Origin of the sequence: Synechococcus sp. UW106 (assembly GCF_900474015.1) — a bacterium.
Classification (GTDB): Bacteria; Cyanobacteriota; Cyanobacteriia; order PCC-6307; family Cyanobiaceae; genus Parasynechococcus.
The window spans coordinates 276,638-295,320 of record NZ_UCNV01000009.1 but is presented as its reverse complement, the minus strand read 5'-3'; the positions used below and the strand labels follow the sequence as shown (position 1 = coordinate 295,320).

12 protein-coding genes and 1 pseudogene are annotated in these 18,683 nt (G+C 53.5%); 4 read left to right on the top strand and 9 right to left on the bottom strand.

Annotated features, from left to right (window positions below; all coding sequences use genetic code 11):
- Positions 1–6: 6 nt before the first annotated feature.
- The 5 genes and pseudogenes from DXY30_RS14695 to tilS (DXY30_RS09110) form a co-directional block, all read right to left on the bottom strand.
- Positions 7–1,725 (bottom strand): annotated as a pseudogene (locus tag DXY30_RS14695) (capsular polysaccharide synthesis protein); the annotation flags it as partial.
- A gap of 273 nt (positions 1,726–1,998) precedes the next feature.
- Complete coding sequence (tilS, locus tag DXY30_RS09125) at positions 1,999–2,685, bottom strand: tRNA lysidine(34) synthetase TilS (protein ID WP_115094648.1); 687 nt, start codon at positions 2,683–2,685, stop codon at positions 1,999–2,001.
- 735 nt (positions 2,686–3,420) lie between these two features.
- A complete protein-coding gene (locus DXY30_RS09120; protein WP_115094647.1) occupies positions 3,421–4,200 on the bottom strand; it encodes a sulfotransferase in 780 nt (259 codons plus the stop codon).
- A 46-nt stretch (positions 4,201–4,246) separates the two neighbouring features.
- Positions 4,247–8,650: a glycosyltransferase gene (locus DXY30_RS09115; protein WP_115094642.1), complete on the bottom strand. Its 4,404-nt coding sequence runs from the start codon at positions 8,648–8,650 to the stop codon at positions 4,247–4,249.
- Between the two features lie 375 nt (positions 8,651–9,025).
- Complete coding sequence (gene tilS / locus DXY30_RS09110; protein WP_115094966.1) at positions 9,026–10,048, bottom strand: tRNA lysidine(34) synthetase TilS; 1,023 nt, start codon at positions 10,046–10,048, stop codon at positions 9,026–9,028.
- A gap of 16 nt (positions 10,049–10,064) precedes the next feature.
- Here tilS (DXY30_RS09110) and DXY30_RS09105 point away from each other — a divergent pair, with 16 nt between their 5' ends.
- On the top strand, positions 10,065–10,823 hold the full coding sequence (locus DXY30_RS09105; protein ID WP_115094640.1) for a DUF561 domain-containing protein: 759 nt from the start codon (positions 10,065–10,067) through the stop codon (positions 10,821–10,823).
- Positions 10,824–10,836: 13 nt separating this feature from the next.
- On the opposite strand, the gene DXY30_RS09100 is transcribed toward DXY30_RS09105, so the two are convergent.
- On the bottom strand, positions 10,837–11,568 hold the full coding sequence (locus tag DXY30_RS09100) for a sulfotransferase (RefSeq protein ID WP_115094638.1): 732 nt from the start codon (positions 11,566–11,568) through the stop codon (positions 10,837–10,839).
- 134 nt (positions 11,569–11,702) lie between these two features.
- On the opposite strand from DXY30_RS09100, the gene psbZ reads away from it, so the two are divergent.
- Both psbZ and ribH read left to right on the top strand, forming a co-directional pair.
- The gene (gene psbZ, locus DXY30_RS09095; protein WP_006850156.1) at positions 11,703–11,891 is read left to right on the top strand and encodes a photosystem II reaction center protein PsbZ; all 189 of its coding nucleotides are present in this window, start codon (positions 11,703–11,705) and stop codon (positions 11,889–11,891) included.
- A 63-nt stretch (positions 11,892–11,954) separates the two neighbouring features.
- The gene (gene ribH, locus DXY30_RS09090) at positions 11,955–12,437 is read left to right on the top strand and encodes a 6,7-dimethyl-8-ribityllumazine synthase (RefSeq protein ID WP_115094637.1); all 483 of its coding nucleotides are present in this window, start codon (positions 11,955–11,957) and stop codon (positions 12,435–12,437) included.
- Between the two features lie 4 nt (positions 12,438–12,441).
- Here ribH and mutS read toward each other — a convergent pair whose 3' ends face one another.
- Together mutS and DXY30_RS09080 are read right to left on the bottom strand one after the other, a co-directional pair.
- On the bottom strand, positions 12,442–15,147 hold the full coding sequence (gene mutS, locus DXY30_RS09085) for a DNA mismatch repair protein MutS (RefSeq protein WP_115094635.1): 2,706 nt from the start codon (positions 15,145–15,147) through the stop codon (positions 12,442–12,444).
- A 52-nt stretch (positions 15,148–15,199) separates the two neighbouring features.
- Positions 15,200–15,655, bottom strand: coding sequence for a GNAT family N-acetyltransferase (locus DXY30_RS09080; protein ID WP_115094633.1), 456 nt, complete (start codon positions 15,653–15,655; stop codon positions 15,200–15,202).
- Between the two features lie 71 nt (positions 15,656–15,726).
- On the opposite strand from DXY30_RS09080, the gene uvrB reads away from it, so the two are divergent.
- A complete protein-coding gene (gene uvrB, locus DXY30_RS09075) occupies positions 15,727–17,760 on the top strand; it encodes an excinuclease ABC subunit UvrB (protein ID WP_115094631.1) in 2,034 nt (677 codons plus the stop codon).
- On the opposite strand, the gene DXY30_RS09070 is transcribed toward uvrB, so the two are convergent.
- Positions 17,757–18,602, bottom strand: coding sequence for a sulfotransferase (locus DXY30_RS09070; RefSeq protein ID WP_206749529.1), 846 nt, complete (start codon positions 18,600–18,602; stop codon positions 17,757–17,759). The genes uvrB and DXY30_RS09070 overlap by 4 nt on opposite strands.
- Positions 18,603–18,683 lie beyond the last annotated feature (81 nt).

The following is an 18,683-nucleotide window of genomic DNA, read 5'->3' as shown; positions in this document are numbered from 1 at the left end:
GCTTTGCTATTGATCTCCATGATAAGGTGATGATTGATAATAATCTCGGATTTCTTTTTGAATCAATCCGTGTTCATGGAGCAGTTGAATCGCTTGGTAGTCAGTATCGCGATACCAGTGCCGCAGATTTTCTATGGCCGCCGAGCTCAATTGTCTTTGGTCGCTGCCTAATCCTGTTCTTTTTCTGGTCAGTTGCTCTGGATTGGCATCTAACTTGAATAATGTGCAGGCTGTTTGGAGGTCTTTGCCAATGGTTTCCACGCAACCAACGAATTTAATGTTCTGAGCAAACCTTTTGATCAGTTCGCCGTTGTGTAAATACCAGCCGATGCCTTTAAAGAGGTGTTCTTTAGGAAGGCTCATCAGCTTTTGTGCTTTACTACGTTGTTGAATGTCCTCGCAATATAGTGATTCGGCAAGGTCATTCGCGCTTTTAAAATGCCTTGTCAATTGATCATATTTTTTGCTAAAGGCGACTCCTCCATGCAGCATTTTTCTTTTAATTCTTTTTGGCGCATAGCTGTTGTCATGATTTAGATGATTTATGTTGAGCTTGCTCATGTCAAATTCTACGATCCTTTTGCTGTGGTTAAAGGCTGAAACAAACCTGCTGATCGGATGCCTGATGAAAAAAATAAATTCGTAATCCTCTGCTTCACTAATCTCGATGCGCTTCATATGTAAATAGGTGATATCGGTATCTTTGTTGTTTTTGAAGTATTCATAGAGTGTCGTGCCTGCACATTTGCCGATGTGGAGGTAGGCGATTTTTTTAGGCTTGCTGTTCTGAGCTGGTGCGAGTGAAATCAGTCTTTGGTGGATGGCTTTGCTCTTGGCTTGCAGCATTGGTGTTAAGTCACCTTTGCATTGCGCGACTCTGTTGAGGCAACGAATGGCTTCATCTGCCATTGGTCTTGGAATGACGTGAAAATCGCTTGTGTTCTGTAGATTTTCAATCTGCTTGATCGCATTTATAATTTTTTTTACCGGTGCATTTTGATTAATGCATGGGAAGAGGGCCAGGCTGATGGGTGAGGGCTTTTTAACCATCAGTGTTGGTTGATCATGTTGTTCAACTTGATCTTCTTTTAGCGAGCTCATATTTTTTCGTCCCAGCACAAGTGCTGATTCTGCAGGTAGTACTTTCATGCTCTCGATCGATGCTCGAAATTGTTCGTCCGTATCGATTAAGTCGCAGTAGGCTTGATGCATTTCGAAGTAGCGCCATTTCTGCACGGAAAGGAAGCGTTTTTTGTATTCGTTAGTTAGGGTTTGAATGACATATTGGTTTGGTTTTGTGGCAATTATGAACCAATTTGCGATGAGTCGATCTCCTTTCTGAGCACTAATCCTTTTGCTTGAAAAGCTATAGAAGAAAACGCTGTTTGTTGAGGTTGTTGCCCTGATGATGTCGTCAGCAGTGGCCAGGGGGTATACGGAGGTGTCTGCCCAGATTCCACCAAATTTTTCAAGCAGAAGCAGTCTGAGTAGATCGGCTTTGTGCTGAAAGGAGCGATCATATGGACAGCTTCTAATAATTTCGTTGTATTCCGGCAGGATTTCTGCAATCTTGTCGTGATTGAGGACAACAACTTTGTGCTGGCCTGCTATGGCTCTCCAGCGCTTGATGCATTCTTTGTCCCTGCCGGTGAGCGATGAATCTTGCTCACCTTGAAACCAGCAGAGCCAGATGTTCATCCCGCGAAATATTTTATTTATCTTACCATGCGCTTCTTTTGTTGAACGGAAATCGTCCTATCGGTTCTGTCCTTTTAAGTCTGGTGTGTCGTTTGTATTGGTGATTGCAAATTCAAAGTGTGTTTTGTCCAGCTGACTTTCTAGCCTTTGGGGAGGTGGTATTCGCCCGGTCGCTGGTGTGGCCCTAGGCGACGGCACAGGCGATCCAGTTCAATGGCCCTTAACGGTGGAACCCCCTGTTGTGTTATCCATCGATGTATCAGCAGCCGACGTACATCGATAGAACTGCCTTTCATTAGTTCACGGGTTGTGTGATCGTACGTGTTTTTTTTTGAGCCGCTGGTTGATCAGCTCCTGTTGGATTTCCTCAATTTTTGACAGCCGCTCGTTCAGATTGGAGATTCGCCCCCCGCATCCGCGATAGAGCTCCTCAAGAACGGGCATGACTTCGTGCCTGATCCGATTTCTGGCAAACAGCGGTGATGCGTTGGTCGGGTCGCTCCACTGCGGCAGCTTGAGTTCACGACAGATCGAGTCGGTTTGTTTGCGTTCAAAAATCAGCATAGGACGACTGAGTTGGATTCCCCCTGGCGCATGCTTCCGGATCGGTCGCTGCTCCCTGAGGCTGCAGAGCCCCCGTAGGTCTGTACCTCGTGCCAGTTGCAGGAGCAGCGTTTCTTTTCTGTCGGTGGCTGTATGGGCTGTGGCGACAACGGCTTGAAGACGAGTGCCCGTTGTCTCCAGGCAGTGGTACGTCCATGCTCGGGCTTTGGCTTCGCACTCAACGGTTGTTGGATCGGCGGTCTCGCCAAAGAATTCCAGGCTCTGCTCCTGGCAACAAAGCTCCAATGCATCGCAACAGCGCTGGGCTTCGTTGTGCCAACCGTGGTTGCCGTGCCAGACGTGCAGTTTCCATTGATGTTGTTTGTACAGGTCTTTTGCGAGCCCAAGCAGGGCCATGGAATCCTGCCCGTTGGAAACGTCCATAAGAATCGTCTGCCCTTGGGGAAGTAACCCAGGACGTTGCAGCAGATGCTGATGCAGCCGCTCGTGCCACGGGCTCTAAGTCACGTTTCATTCGTTTCCATCCCCCCGTTAGAATTTGGGTATTGCTGTCCAGTCCTGATACCCCGTCTTCAGGAGCTGCCCTCTTCTGTGCAGAGCAGCGCTCTGCGCTCAAGGCGATCGGCTGGCCTGATGAATCTCGATTCCGCCTTGTTTGCACCTCCACGCCAGTCGGGTGTAACTACGGCCGATATCGATGCCGACCGTGTGGATCAACTGGTTGCCGAGTTGGGCAAGCTCATCGTCTGAGCGACTCCTTTATTGCTGTCAGGTCAACAAGGCTCTCTGGCTTGTATCGCTTGCACGAGGGTCTTGGTCAACGCCAGCCTTCAACCGTGCGCCATTGACATGGCCATTTGTGGCATCCCTGCAGAGGCGATGGCGGAGCTCTTCGAGCCTTGCGCGGGGCTCCTTGCAGGTGCTCCGAGGCTGTCCAGCGAGGTCACCAGAAGCAGCCGTGGGCTGGCGGGATCAAGTGGGATAGCTTGCGCCGATCGAGCCCTTCTGGTTAAAGCTTGCTGACCCCATGCCAGGGCCTTAGTTTATTCTAAAATGCCTGAGCTGAATTTATTTATTGTAGATTAGTAGTACTGTAGTTTTTAGAAAAGTGTTTTTTGTTGAGAGAAAATCGTATCCGCTGAATTCATGGTTTGCGGATTAAAAGTTGTAGAACCATCGATCAAATTCTGAAAAATCATCTTCAATTTTTTTTTGAATATATTTAGGCAGTTTGGTCATGAATTGCATGCATGAGTTGATATTAATAGAAGATCCAGATGTGTGCTTATATCTCTGATTATGAAAATCAAGGTATTCTAACTTAAACTCGAGTTCGATAAATTCGAACATCGATTCTATGGTTTCTCTCGCATTGAAGCAAATTTCTTCAAGCCGAACAACAGTGCATTGGTTATTTCCCCATGCATGCTTATAGCCTTGATAAGCAGAACGCATGTAATCGCGTTTAGGGCCCATCCAGCTACTGTACCAATTGTCAATCTCTTCAAGCTTTTTCCCTGATCTCTTAAAGTCTGAAAGTGCTAATGATCGCGGATCTTTAATTAGAGCAATGGTACGAACACCTATTTTCGATTGAATTGTTTTCAGTTGAGTTATATAACGAGGTGTTTTGTCAAAAATAATTTTCGGGCTGCTTTTTTTAATAATACTTGACCGCTCGAATAGTACTTTGTAAAAGCCTTCAAAGGTTTTTTCTCTGCAAGCATGGGTTAAGTCGTTCTTACTGATATCCCAGCCACGTTCCATGTTGTTAATATATGGCTTAAAGGTTAAAAAATCCTCAGGTTTACTGCATAAAAGTACGCCACATTCAAATCCAGATTCAATCTCAGGATGTTCCCTGAACAAATCCGAGGCTAGCGTTGTACCACTATGCTCGAGGCCGCAAATTAAGAATGATGGAGTTGATATGGTCATCACTTCATGATGATATGTACAATCAGCATTATAGGTTGTTATGTACTTATGGATGGCATTTTATTAAAGCCTGAATCAGATCGTCAACATTATTGGGACGTATTATTTGACCAATCTTTGTTTTACTTTCTAGGAGTGGTTCTGCAAGAGCCCCTGTATCGCTTGCGATCACCCATAGACCTGCACTAAGTGCTTCACGTGTTACCAAGCCAAAGCTTTCGGGCCAAATTGATGGTGCTACAAGTACATCTTGGCTTGAGTAAAATTGTTCCATTTTCCCCATCGGGATCGGGGCGATAAAATTAATCTTATAGTTGTTCCATTCGACTTCGTATTCATCTGAACTTGATGCTAATCGATGGTCGACGATTGTAATCTCAAAATTCAATTGAGTCGGTAGCTTGTGAACTGCCTCCCGAAACACTTGATAACCTTTATGTAGACTCATACCGCCAATGTGGCAAATTCTTTTTGCTACATTCTGCGTTGAACGCTTTTGACCTTTGGCAGTATTTTTATTCATAAGCGTGAATTTATTTTCTCTTACTTCTATATCCTGAATTCCAGCCGCTTCGCACACTTTTTTAAACGCTCCTGAAACGGTTATTCGTCGTCTTGCTCCTTCAAGGATGTTGTAAAGAAATTCACGTCGAGCCAATGCCCATTCTTTCTCATCGGGTCTGGGTTCTTTATCAAAATGTCCGAATGGATCTGACGGATCGATTATCTGCCCAGTTGGTGAAACAAGAAATTGGTGCTCACTTATCCACCAGGCATCGTGAATGACAACTTCGTACGGGATACCTAGTTTTTGAGCAGCAACTAATGGTGAAACAGTAAGTATTTGGCAGCAGTGGCATTGAATGAGATCAAACCTTTCATCCTCAAAAAATTGCTTACAAAAATTTTCGATATTCTTGTCCTGATACTCCTTCCATGGTTTCGAGTCCATGTTTAGTCGAATTACTTTCGCCCCATTCCAATTTGAATAATCGATCGAGATCTGTGTACGATAGTCGTGCTTTTCATTTTCAATTGTTTGATCAAGTCTTTGCCATCTATCGTTGTCTACACACAAGATTGTTATGTCATAATTTATTTCTGGGTCCGAAAGCATTTGCTTGACGTAATCCTGCGCAACTCGTGTTGCACCGCCGATGCTTTGAGGAGCAAAAAATACATTAATTAAAAGAACTTTTTTTTGTTTCTTTTTGGCATAGAATTTTATTCCTGTTTGCATTAGCTTTGTCCATGCTTCATTGCCTATTGTCTTCTTGAACAGTTTCTTGGCTTTCAATCGGCTCTGTTTTGATATTGAATTTCTGATTTCTGGATTCTCAATTAGAATACGTAGCTTTTCGTGCCATTCATCTTTGGTTGATGCGAACATCACGTCGACTTGATCTGTTGTGATGTCTCTGAGGCCTTGTACAGGAGAGCAGATGCAAGCTGCTCCACATAGGCTAGCTTCCATCCATTTAATCGCGCTTTTAGCGTGTGTGGTTGGATGTATTTCGAGGGGTACAAGAGCTATAGAGGCCTGAGACAGTAATGATATATACTCTGAGTAATTTGTATAAGGTATGCAATTAATTCTGTGCAGGTACTTTTTAAATGATGAGGTCAATACTATACGTCCAATGACAACTAGCTCAAGATTTTCATGGCTCTTTAAGGCGTCGATGAGTAAAGGAAAGATCCAATCTGAAAGTATTTTTTTATGAGACAGTGTTCCGCTGGTGACAGCAATCTTTAAGGTGTATTGCTTGCTTTTTAACCTGTTTTTATGCGGCATTACTGATGAAGTCAATTCAAGTTCTTCTAGAGGTAAATTTGGGAGAATATGGATGAGCTTTGTTTTGTCGTCTAGTGCGTCTTTGCAATAGTCTGCTAGTACATTTGTCGAAACAATTACTTCATCGGCTGCATTTAGTATCCCAAGCCTTAATGGAAAATCAGCACACAAGTTCTTATAAAGATCTAGCGAGATTGACCCTCCGTATGTATCATATTCTGAAGGGTAGTCTGATGTAAAAATCAGGTCATCTATTTCTGCATATGTCCTTTTGCCGCAATGTTTAGCAAATGATACTGCTCTTAAATATGGATATTGTGCTGGTAGTCGGCAGAAAATTATTGCATCTGCCCAGATAATGTTATGAGTAAATGACCAAGATCGCAGTTCTTCTTTGTCAACACAGCGAACTTCGCATCCCAGGCCCTCGAGATAAGTCTTTTTTTGCTTGACACGGTACATCCAGCATTGATCTAGGCTTTTTTCTCCAATAATTAACCATTTTTTGTACTTACACTCCATTTCTTTTGACTTGATTATTTTACTATCTAAGTGAGAGTTGCACCATAGAATATTGACCAGGTCTTTTTGAATCTTGATCATATATTGCTGCACATCTATTATACTTTTTCTGGAAAATCCTTGAGTCAGCATTTTTTGTACTAGTATTTGCGAGGCTGTATCTGTGCTTAATCCGAGTTTTTCGGCCCAAAAGCTATGCTTTTTCCCTCCTGGATTTTCTTCTAGATAATTATATGCTGTCTCTTGAAGCTTATCTGTAATATTGCGATGAATGGCTGGACAAAGTGTTGCAAACTCTATTGTTGCTGCATAATAAATATAACTTTTAGGAGACCTACTTCGCCCTGTATCTTGAAAGCTCTGATTGAGCAGATATGCAAAATTATCTCCGTATTTATAAGCTGATTTGCCGAACGAGTGATCGTCATAATTTATATTCGCTGCTTTGAGTATTGCATGAATTTTGTAAGCATATGCTTTCGCTTGGTATATCTCTCCTAGCGAACTTGCGACGACATCTAGTAGATTTTTTGTTCGATTATCAAGCTTAATTCTATCATTTTGTGTTAAAATAATATAAATAAGTGTGTCCATAAGCTGTAGTATGTTTTCGTTGAGGAGCTGGAATTCCCATGTTTTGAGCGTGACATAAGATCGTTCTTTGATTCCCCATTCAATCTTTTCAAGTTCATTGTTGTTCGTTTTTTTATTTTCACTTGGGTTTTGGGTAAAGTGTCCAAAAATGTTATCTTTGTCCAGTATTTGTATCAGCTTGATGCAGGCTACTAGTATATATTCTATTCTGCTTGCTGATTCTTGCTCTGTCCCGTGGTTAAGTCCTGCATTTTCATCGTGGTACTTGATGACATCGAGTACTGGCAATTCCGTCCATAAGCCTATGAGGCATTGTGTTGCACTGAATTTGATTATATGCTGGCGTATTATTAGCAAATAGCTTTGGTTGTTTTGGTTTTTTATGTAGTCTTTTAGCTCTTTTTTCCTTTTGTCTGTTAGCTCGTGCGATAGTAAGTCTTTTAAGATCTCCTCTTTTGTGTGAACATCCAGGATCCATGGATCTAGATTAACAGTTTGTTTTCGATTGCTCTCGATAACCTTTAAGCTGATCGTCTTATTTAGTATTTGTTCTAAAGAGACTTTTTTCAGCCCCTTGAGTTCAATTTCGAATCCTCTCCGTTCTCTGATCTCATCTATTTCTAGATCTTCTCGTACTATATTGGCTTCGCCTTGTCCAACAATTAAATTTTTCTCTTCCCAGATTACCGTCACATTTATTGGTTCATTACCGCTGCCAGAGGCTTCTAACCACCCTCGAAGGTTCCAGTTGCTCCGAAGTTCATCAATGTGTCCTTGAATCTTACTTCTTAAGTCTGTAATAGCTTGATGCTTTAGGCGCATTACTTGCTGTACCAGACGCAAATGCTTTGTTTTGATTCCCGCTTTCCTGAATGCTGCAAAGTTTATGACTTCTACAGCTTCTTGGATCTTTGGGTCCAGGAATTGCTCTGAGATACTCGGAGTTGAAAGTGGCTCAATCCCACGCACTGACCCAACCTTTTTCCAAGTCATTGCACCTCTCTTGACTTGTTCGAAGCGGTATTTTTTGAGGTAGTTGTCTATCTCTTCTTTCCATATAAGTCCCAAAGGGTGCAGTGATAGGTCAATCGATAGGCAGTTTCTGAGGGTTTCTTTAGAGCGCCTTAGAGTGAGATATGGGTCTCCTTGTGCAATGATTAAGTGGAAATTGTCTTTGGCATAACTGGTTTCTTTTAGGATCTCTAAAAGTTTTTTGTTTTTAACTTCGTGCCATCCAATATATTCGTATTCTTTTTCTGAATTATACCATTCTACCAAATCATGCCTGCTGATTCCGTTCAAGCTTGATTGCTTGAATTTGTGCCATGTCTTTTTGGTTTTAGTTCTTCCTATTGTGTATTGTTTGATTGTGATATTACTTGCTTTTGTGCTCCTATTGATTCGCTTCTGTGTTAGAGAACTTGTTGCTTCGTCTTGGTCGCCAGTAATCACTAAGAATGGTCGATTTTTCTCTGGCTTTGGGCATAACGACACCGGACCAATATATACCCATAATTCGTATTCAACCTCACTATTCATGAGCGCTATACGTGACTATTTTATTGTGCCATATCCATGGCGTTTTGACTTTGTCTCGTGCCGCCATGGTTTCTAGGCGACTTGGCCTACTTAGCTTCGGAATTGTGGGCTAGTTAATCTAATGCTGATTCGTTCCTGTATGTCGTTGTTACCTATTTTTCTTCCAGGCATCGTCTGTGTGCCCGATCTTGAGTTTTTATTCGTGTTTGATCTTGCAGGTTTATGCTTTCTTATTTTATCCCTTAGAGAATATTGCTTTGGATGGTTTGCGACGTTTGTTGGCGACTTCCAAAAAACTGCTTCGTGATGCTGTCATCTCTAGATCCACAGCAGAGCATTAAGAGTTGAGTTGATTAGCTTTAGTTGCGTTGGTTGCTACGAACTTGCTTCGTGCTGCTGCAGCACCAGCTCCCCCCCTTTCCAGCTGAGTTGCCAGCCCCCGGCAAGATCGGCTGCACCGCCGGGGCCACCGTTTTCAAGTCGCCGACTGAGCTCGTCCAGTTGGCTGGCCGGCAGGGCTGGAACCCCGTGCTTTTGCAGCCACTGCGCCAGCAACAGCCGGCGGGTTGCTGAGCTCAACTCCCCCAGGTTGCGACGGTCCAGGCCAGCTTGGGTGTGAAGAACCTCCAGGGCCATATGGCTGAGTTCCCTCTGACTGTCCCGCACCTGGGACATACGTTCCGCCAGATCGCTCATCCGCTGCGTGCTGCCTGGATGCAACTCCTCCAGCACCGGCAGAACCTCCTTTCGGATCCGGTTGCGGGAGAAATCAACGGATTGGTTGCTTGGGTCGTCCCAGATGGGTAGGGCCAGGTCTTGGCAGATCTGCAGGGTGTCGTTGCGTTGCAGGTGCAGCAGCGGTCGGCGTAGCTGGGGCCCTTCCGGGCTGAGAGGGCGGACGCTGGGCAGTGCCGCCAGGCCGGCGAGATCGCACCCACGGGCCAGTTGCAGCAGCATCGTTTCGGCCCGATCGCTGGCGGTGTGACCGGTTACCACATCGGCGCCTGCTTCGTGGGCCCGCTGCGTTAGCCGTTTGTATCGCCACTGCCGGGCGCTTGCTTCGCTGGGCACTTGCCCAGGCGCCGCCTGATCCACCTGCAGGGGCAGCTGGCGCTGTTGGCACCAGGCCCTCAGTTCGGCGGCGATCCGGCTGGAGCCGTCGTGCCAGCGGTGATCGCCATGCCAAAGGCTCAGGCTCCAGCCATGCAAGTGCGCCAGATCCTGTAGCAGAGCCAGAAGGGCGATGGAGTCCTGCCCGCCGGATACTGCCAGAAGCAGGGCGCTCTCCTGCGGAAGCAGCTGCGGCTGCTGAAGCAGGCGCCGGTGTAGGCGGTCATGCCAGGACGTCCAGCCCAAGGAAGAGGGTGCGTTTCCCCCACGGTGTGAGAATTGGGGCATTGCTGTCCAGTCCCCCATGACCCGTCTTCAGCAGCTGCCCGCTTCTCTGCAGTGCAGCCTCGAGCAGCGCTCTGCGCTCAAGGTGATCGCTGGCCTGATGAATTTTGATGCCGCCAGCGTGGAGCGGGTTGCCCGTGCAGCAGGCCGTGGTGGTGCTGACCTTATCGATGTGGCCTGCGACCCCGCCCTGGTGCGCTTGGCGATCGAAGCCTCCGGTGGCGTGCCGGTGTGTGTGTCGTCGGTGGAGCCCGAGCAGTTCCCGGCGGCCGTGGCGGCAGGTGCGTTGATGGTGGAGATCGGCAATTACGACGCTTTTTATCCCCAAGGTCGGATTTTTGATGCCGCTGAGGTGCTGGAGCTCACCCGCCGCACTCGCCAACTGCTGCCCAACATTGTGTTGAGCGTCACGGTGCCCCATGTGTTGCCGATGGATGAGCAGGAACAGCTGGCCATCGATCTGGTGGCGGCCGGTTCCGATCTGATTCAGACCGAGGGCGGCACCAGTGCCAAGCCCTTCAGCGCCGGTCACCTCGGCCTGATCGAGAAGGCTGCTCCCACCCTGGCGGCGGCCCACAGCATCAGCCGTGCTGTCGACGTGCCCGTGCTTTGTGCCTCGGGTCTCTCGGCGGTGACGCTGCCGATGGCGATTGCCGCCGGTGCCGCCGGCGTGGGTGTCGGTTCAGCGGTGAACCGCCTCCAGGATGAACTGGCGATGCTGGCTGTGGTGCGCGGTCTGCGCGACGCCTTGGGCAACGCCGTCGCGACCCGCGTTTGAGGCTTCGTTCGCCTCAGGTCCACTCCCAGTGGATGCCGTAGCGGCTTTGGACGCCGGCTACGGTCTCAGTCAGTTGGTGCCTGAGCTGTTGGCGAAGGGCTGGGTCGACACGTTCACCCAGCCCGTCTCCGGCATTGGCGCGTGGTAACGCCCCGGGCCAAGCGATGGACCTGAGCTGGAGAAAGTTGAGCAGCTCAAGCCAGATGCGCTGCGGAGTTGTGAACAGGTCCTCACTCCGGATGATTAACAGCTGCTCCCTGGGGAAGAGGGCTTCGTAGCGGTCCAGCTGATCGAGGTAGCGGCTGCGACTCAGGTAGCTGTGTTTTTGGAAGCTGTAAGGGTCACCGGACGAGAGGCGGGCTTGTTCAGCCGCCAATGCTTCTTCCACCGAGAGTGGTTCAAAGCCGAGTCTTTGGGCATGAAACACCTGCGAGATGGTGCGTTCGACAGGATCGCGCAGCAGCACGATCAAGCGGGAGTTGGGGAGGTGTTGATGAATCCGCCCAGGCACATCGGGGTGGAATAGATAAAAGGGCGTGATGTCTCCGCAGCGTTGAGACGGTTGGGCTCCTTGAAAGTGTTCCCGGTACCAGCCTTCACCGGCGCCATAGTTCTGATCAAAGAAATGAACCTCCTTGCAGGCAGGTAAATAAACGTCCGGGTGCTCTCCCAGTAAGCGATGCAGCGTTGTTGTTCCGCCTTTCTGGGTGCCGAGGCCCAGGAAGTCAGGTAAGGGAGCTGCCATTCAGCGGGTGTGGCCGATTGGAAGCATTTTGATGGGGGTGCAGTGGCTGAACGCCTTCATGGTGTGAAGAGTGGCTCGCATCTCCCCGAAGCCATCCGTTCACATGTGAAAATCGAACCCTGACTTCCAGTTCCATGCAGTTCATCAACACGCTGACCGTTCTGGCCTTGGTGGTGGCGTCTTTTGCCTTGATCGTTGCGGTGCCGGTGCTGTACGCCTCCAGTGAGGACAGCGGCCGCTCCAACCGTCTGATCCTGTTGGGCAGTGCTGTTTGGGTCGCCCTGGTGTTGCTGAACTGGGGTGTGAGCTTCTTCGTCGTCTGATTTCGTCTATCAGCCGCAACCGGCGGGTGCCACGATGGCTGAGATTCAGTCGGCACCTTCCCAATGGCCACGTTCGAAGGACGTTTTTCTGACGCATCTGGGCTGCGCGTCGGCATCGTCGTGGCTCGTTTCAATGATCTCGTCACCGCCAAGCTGCTGAGCGGCTGTCTCGACTGCCTCAAGCGCCATGGGGTGGATGTGTCGGAGACGAGCTCACAGCTCGATGTGGCCTGGGTGCCAGGTTCATTTGAACTGCCGATCGTGGCCCAGCAGATGGCCCGCTCCGGTCAGTACCAGGTGCTGATCACTCTGGGTGCCGTGATTCGTGGCGACACGCCCCATTTCGATGTGGTGGTTGCAGAAGCCAGCAAGGGCATTGCGGCGGTGGCCCGCGACACGTCCGTGCCGGTGATCTTTGGTGTGTTGACCACCGACACGATGCAGCAGGCGCTGGAGCGGGCTGGCATCAAGAGCAACCTGGGCTGGAGCTATGGGCTGGAGGCCCTGGAGATGGGCAGCCTGATGCGCGCGTTGCCTTCGGCTTGATGCTTCAGGCCGCCAGCTGATCGAGCACCTGGCGCGCCCGTTGCACCACCGGCTTGGGCACGCCGGCTAACCGCGCCGCTTCGATGCCGTAGCTGCGGCTGGCGCCGCCGGATTGCACCTGGTGGAGGAACACCAGGTCGTCGCCGGTTTCCTCCACCAGCACCTGGAAGTTGGCCACGTTCTCGCGCTCGGAGGCCAGGTTGTTGAGCTCGTGATAGTGGGTGGCAAACACGGTGCGGCTGCCAAGATCGCCGGCCAGGTGCTCACTCACGGCCCAGGCGATCGAGAGGCCATCGAAGGTGGCGGTGCCCCGCCCGATTTCATCGAGGAGCACCAGGGAACGATCGCTGGCGTGGTGCAGGATGTTGGCGGTTTCGGCCATTTCCACCATGAAGGTGGACTGGCCGGCGGCCAGATCATCCACGGCACCCACCCGGGTGAAGATCCGATCGGCGATGCCCACGCTGGCGGATCGGGCCGGCACCCAGCTGCCGATCTGGGCCATCAATTGGATCAGGCCGATCTGGCGCAAATAGCAGCTCTTGCCACTGGCGTTGGGGCCCGTGAGCACCACCAGGTCGGTGCCATCACCGAGTTGCACATCATTGGGGGTGAAGGCGGTTTCCACCAGCCGTTGCTCCACCACCGGATGGCGGCTGGCCTCCAGCTGCAGCCCACGGCTGTCGGTGATGCTGGGGGCGCAGTAGCCACCACTGGCGGCCACATCGGCCAGGCCGGTAAGGGCATCAAGGGCGGCAACGGCGCGGGCCGCCTGGCGGATCGGGGCGGCCATGGCGCCCACCTGCTCCCGCAATTGGCAGAACAGCTCGTATTCCCGCTGGCAGGCGCGGGCCCGCAGCTGGAAGATGCGGCCCTCTCGTTCCTTGAGGTCGGGGGTGATGAAGCGTTCCTCGTTGGCCAGGGTTTGGCGCCGGATCCAGTGGTCCGGCACCGAGGTGGCCTTGGCTTTGCTCACCGCCAGGAAGTAGCCAAAGGTTCGGTGGTGCTGCAGCTTGAGGGTGCTGATGCCACTGCGCTGGCGCTCCTGTTGCTCCTGATGGTTGAGCCAGGCATCCTGATCATCCAGCTGGTTGCGTAGCCCATCCAGGAGAAGGTCGACCCCGTCATGGATCAGCTCGCCTTCTGAGAGCGATAGGGGTGGTGCCTCCACCAAGTTGTGGCGAATGGTCTGGGCCAGTTCGGCCAGGGCTGGATCGGGGGTCAGTAGGTGCTGCAACCAGTCGGGTCCCGCGCTGATGGCAGCCTCCAGCCGTGCTGTGAGTTGGGGCAACCGCTCCAGACCATCGGCGATGGCCACCAGATCGCGGGCACCGGCATGGCCCGCGCCGGCCCGGCCGGCCAGCCGTTCCAGGTCTCCCATGGGGCGCAGCAGCTGGCGGATCGCCAGCCGCAGGCTGCGTTCACCTACCAGGCTGCTGACTAGATCCTGGCGCTGCTGAATGGCCAGGCGGTCCATCAAGGGTGCTTCCAGCCAGCGGCGCAGGCAACGGCCGCCCATGGCGGTGAGGGTGCGATCGATGGCCCAGAGCAACGATCCTTGCAGTTGGTTGTCGCGCTGGGTGGCGGTGAGCTCCAGGTTGCGGCGGGTCTGGGCATCCAGCACCAGGGCATCGCCGCGGTGCACGATCGCCGGCACATCTAGGGGAATGCGGCTGTCGTCCTCCAGGGGCTGGGTGTTTTGCAGGTAGCGCAGCAGGCCGCCAAGGGCCTGTAGTGCCAGGGGATGCTCCGGCAGACCCAGGCCATCGAGGCTGCTGAGGCGGTAGTGCTGCTGCAGGGTGCGCTCTGCTTCAGCGGGGCTGAAGGGGGTGCTGGCCATCGGCGTCAGCCGCAGCCGTTCCGGGCACCAGGCCGGCCTGTCCGCGTCGTGGCCGGCGGCCCAGAGCAGTTCGGAGGCCTCCTGCTGGGCCAATTGCTGGTGCAGGGCGCTGCTTTCCTCCCGCTGCATCACCTGCACCTCGCCGGTGCTCACATCGGCGCTGGCCAGGCCCCAGCGCAGCGGTTGTTTGCCCTGGGCCGACTCCACCACCACCGCCGCCAGCCAGTTGTTGCGGCGGGCGCTGAGCATGCCCTCCTCAAGCACGGTGCCGGGGGTCAGTACCCGGGTGATGTCCCGCTTGAGCAGGGCGCCCTTGGTGGGGGTGGTTTCGAGTTGATCGCACAGGGCAACGCTGTAGCCCTGCTTAATCAGTTCGGCGCAGTAGCGCTCAGCGGCATGGTGGGGGATGCCCGCCATCGGCACCCGGCCGATCGCCTTGCCCCCCTCTTTCCCAGTGAGGGTGAGTTCGAGCACCCGGGAGAGTTCGATCGCGTCTTCGAAGAAGCATTCGAAGAAGTCGCCTAATCGATAGAGCAGTACCCGCTCGGGATGTGCGGCCTTGAGCTCCACGTAGTGGCGCAGCATCGGCGTGAGCTGCTGCGGATCCAGTTGGCTGTGGTGGGCCCAGGCCGGTTCGTCGTTGCTGGGTTCGGGATCGCTGGCCCCTGGGCTGTCAGCACTAGTGTCGCTGGCGTTGGCCTGGCGTTGGCGGGGCCGGGCTGCGGCATCGGCCCCAAGTTCGTCGTCGCTGAGATCGTGGCTGGCCGTCTCAGGTTCGCTGGCGGGCGCAGCCGGTGCGGCCGGTTCGGGAGCCCCAAACAGATTGCCCTGCAGGGCGTCGTCAGGGGGCTGGGACGCGGACCGGGGCATCGGCTGATCTGACGAATCCGGATCGTACCGGGCCTGACAGGATTGAGATGCCTCAGCGGCGCAGCACCATCAGTTGTTGAGGGTTCGCATCCTGGAAGCCCAGTTGCCGGTAAAAGCCGGCACTTTTAGTAGTCATTAGATACACCCGCTCCACGCCCACCACCGGCGGGGTGTGGAGGAGTTCTTCGATCACCCGGCGGCCCAGGCCATGGCCTTGGAGATCACCGGCCACCACGATGTCCCAGAGCACGGCACGGCTGAAGCCATCGGAGGTGGCCCGGCCAAAGCCCACCAGCCGCTTGCCGCGCCAAAGGCTCACCACGGCATCGCTACCGGCTAGCAGCCGCCGCAACTGGGAAAAGCTGCGGCCGCGCGCCCAGAAGGCATGGCGGTCGAACAGCCGTTGCAGCTTGATCAGCGCTCGGCTGGGGCGAAGATCCGGCCCAAGGCCGATCCAGCGCAGGCCAGGGGCTCCGGGCGCATGGTGAACCAGCCGGATCGGGGTCACGGGTCGGGGAGCCGCAGCACTTCATCTTGCTCCCCGGTGATAATTGACGGCCGCCGTTTGGCACAGCACCCATGCCCGCCTACGACCTCACGGCGCCCTATACCCCTAAAGGCGACCAGCCGACGGCGATCAAGCAGCTGGTGAAGGGGGTAAACGGTGGTGAGCGCTATCAGACCCTGCTGGGGGCGACGGGCACGGGCAAGACGTTCACGATGGCCAATGTCATCGCCCAGACCGGCCGGCCGGCCTTGGTGTTGGCCCACAACAAAACTCTGGCGGCCCAGCTCTGCAATGAGCTGCGGGAGTTCTTCCCCGAGAACGCCGTTGAGTACTTCATCTCCTATTACGACTACTACCAGCCGGAGGCCTACGTACCGGTCAGCGACACCTACATCGCCAAGACGGCGTCGATCAACGAAGAGATCGACATGCTGCGCCACTCGGCGACGCGGTCGTTGTTTGAGCGCCGCGATGTGATCGTGGTGGCCTCGATCAGCTGCATCTACGGCTTGGGGATTCCCAGCGAATACCTCAAGGCGGCGGTGAAGTTCGAGGTGGGGGAGACGTTGAACATCCGCGGCCAGCTGCGGGAGCTGGTGAACAACCAGTACAGCCGAAACGACACCGAAATCGCCCGCGGTCGTTTTCGGATGAAAGGGGATGTGTTGGAGATCGGCCCCGCCTACGAAGATCGGCTGGTGCGGATCGAGCTGTTCGGCGACGAGGTGGAGGCAATTCGCTACGTCGACCCCACCACCGGCGAGATCCTGCAGAGCATGGATGCAGTGAACATCTACCCGGCCAAGCACTTCGTCACCCCCAAAGATCGGCTCGACACCGCCATCCGTGAGATCCGCCAGGAACTGCGGGATCGGTTGGATGTGCTCAACGGCGAAGGCAAGTTGCTGGAGGCCCAGCGGCTAGAGCAGCGCACCAAGTACGACCTGGAGATGCTGGGTCAGGTGGGCTACTGCAACGGGGTGGAGAACTATGCCCGCCACCTGGCTGGTCGCGAGGAGGGTACGCCGCCGGAGTGCCTGATCGATTACTTCCCCGACGACTGGCTGCTGATCGTGGATGAGAGCCACGTCACCTGCTCGCAATTGCAGGCGATGTACAACGGTGACCAGGCCCGCAAGAAGGTGCTGATCGAGCACGGTTTCCGCCTGCCCAGTGCCGCCGATAACCGGCCCCTCAAAGGCGAAGAGTTCTGGGAGAAGGCGCGGCAGACGGTGTTCGTCTCAGCCACGCCTGGCAACTGGGAGATGGAGGTGAGCGGCGGCGAGGTGGCTGAGCAGGTGATCCGCCCCACCGGGGTGCTGGACCCGGTGGTGGAGGTGCGGCCCACAGCCGGTCAGGTGGACGATCTCTTGGGGGAGATCCGCGATCGGGCCAGCAAGAATCAGCGGGTGCTGGTCACCACGCTGACCAAGCGCATGGCGGAAGACCTCACCGATTACATGGCGGAGAACGAGGTGCGGGTGCGGTATCTGCATTCGGAGATTCACTCGATCGAGCGGATCGAGATCATCCAAGATTTACGCCTGGGGGCATACGACGTGTTGGTGGGGGTGAACCTGCTGCGGGAGGGTCTGGACCTGCCTGAGGTGAGCCTGGTGGCAATCCTCGATGCCGACAAGGAGGGTTTCCTGCGGGCTGAGCGCTCCCTGATCCAGACCATTGGTCGGGCGGCCCGGCACGTGGAGGGGGTGGCGCTGCTCTACGCCGACAACATGACCGACTCGATGGCCAAGGCCATCTCCGAAACCGAGCGTCGCCGGGCGATCCAGCAGGCCCACAACGAGAAAAACGGCATCGTGCCCACGGCGGCGGGTAAGAAGGCCAGTAACTCGATCCTCAGCTTCCTGGAGCTGAGCCGAAAGCTGAAGCAGGACGGGCCCGATGCCGATTTGGTGGAGGTGGTGGGCAAAGCAGCCCAGGCCTTAGAGAACGATCCCGATGCCGGGCTGGCGCTTGAGGCGCTGCCGGAGTTGATTGATCAGCTGGAGGGAAAGATGAAGGAGGCGGCTAAGAAGCTTGATTTCGAGAAGGCGGCGACCCTGCGGGATCGGGTCAAGCAGCTGCGGCAGAAAATGACGGGTTAGGCCGTGTAGCCCAGGCTTTCCAGCAGCTCCCTGTCTTCAGGATTGAATTGTTCCGCAACCGCTGGGCTGAACTCATCCTTCCAACTGCCGGCCTGGCCGCGGCGCAGGTTGGAGTTCTCGTTGATGGTCCCGGCCGCCCGGCCGCCACTGAGCACCTGGAAGCTGTTCGCATCAATGGCCGCCAGGATCTGCTGATCACTGATGCTGTTTTGAGGCAGGAGGTGATTCACGCAGCCTCGGAGGCTCGCTGCGCTGTTGTCCAGCATCGCTTCGTAGCGCATGGTGTGAATCGGGATCCCGGCCATCTCTGCCTTGCGGATGGCCCGGGTGCATCCAGCCCAGGTCGCCAACAGCTGTGGTGCTGCATCATCAAGCGAAGTTCCAGTTTGGCCCGTTTCTGCTTGGATTCGGTTGCGATGGCGATAGGCAGAGACGGCAACATCTCTGCCGTCCCTCAGCAGGTGGATGAAGCGGCAGCGGGGAAACAGCTTCTTCAGGGTGGGGATGTGGAAGCTGTTGGCCGGAGTCTTGTCGCCGATAGCAAGGATGCTGTTCTGGGGCACCTTTGCATTGCGCACCATCATGCTGAGAATCCAGTTCCGCATGGTCATCATGAATTCCTGATCCGGAACGGGGCCATAAAACCCTTTTCCTTCGTAGACCCTTTGTTCCACAACCTGCATCATCTTGTTGTATTCATGCAGGCTTTGGGCCATGGGCATCAGCAGCTTGTCGATGAAGTGACCTTCACCGAGACAGTGGATCCCTTCGATACTGTTCAGGCTCTTCTGCAGCCAGGAGCTACCGGATTTCTGGGCGCCGACGATGAAGAAGACCTGCATGTTGAGCTGGAACGACGAAACCATCCTGACGTGGTTTGGCGCATTATCGGAAGGTCAGTTGATCAAGCACCAGGTTTCGAC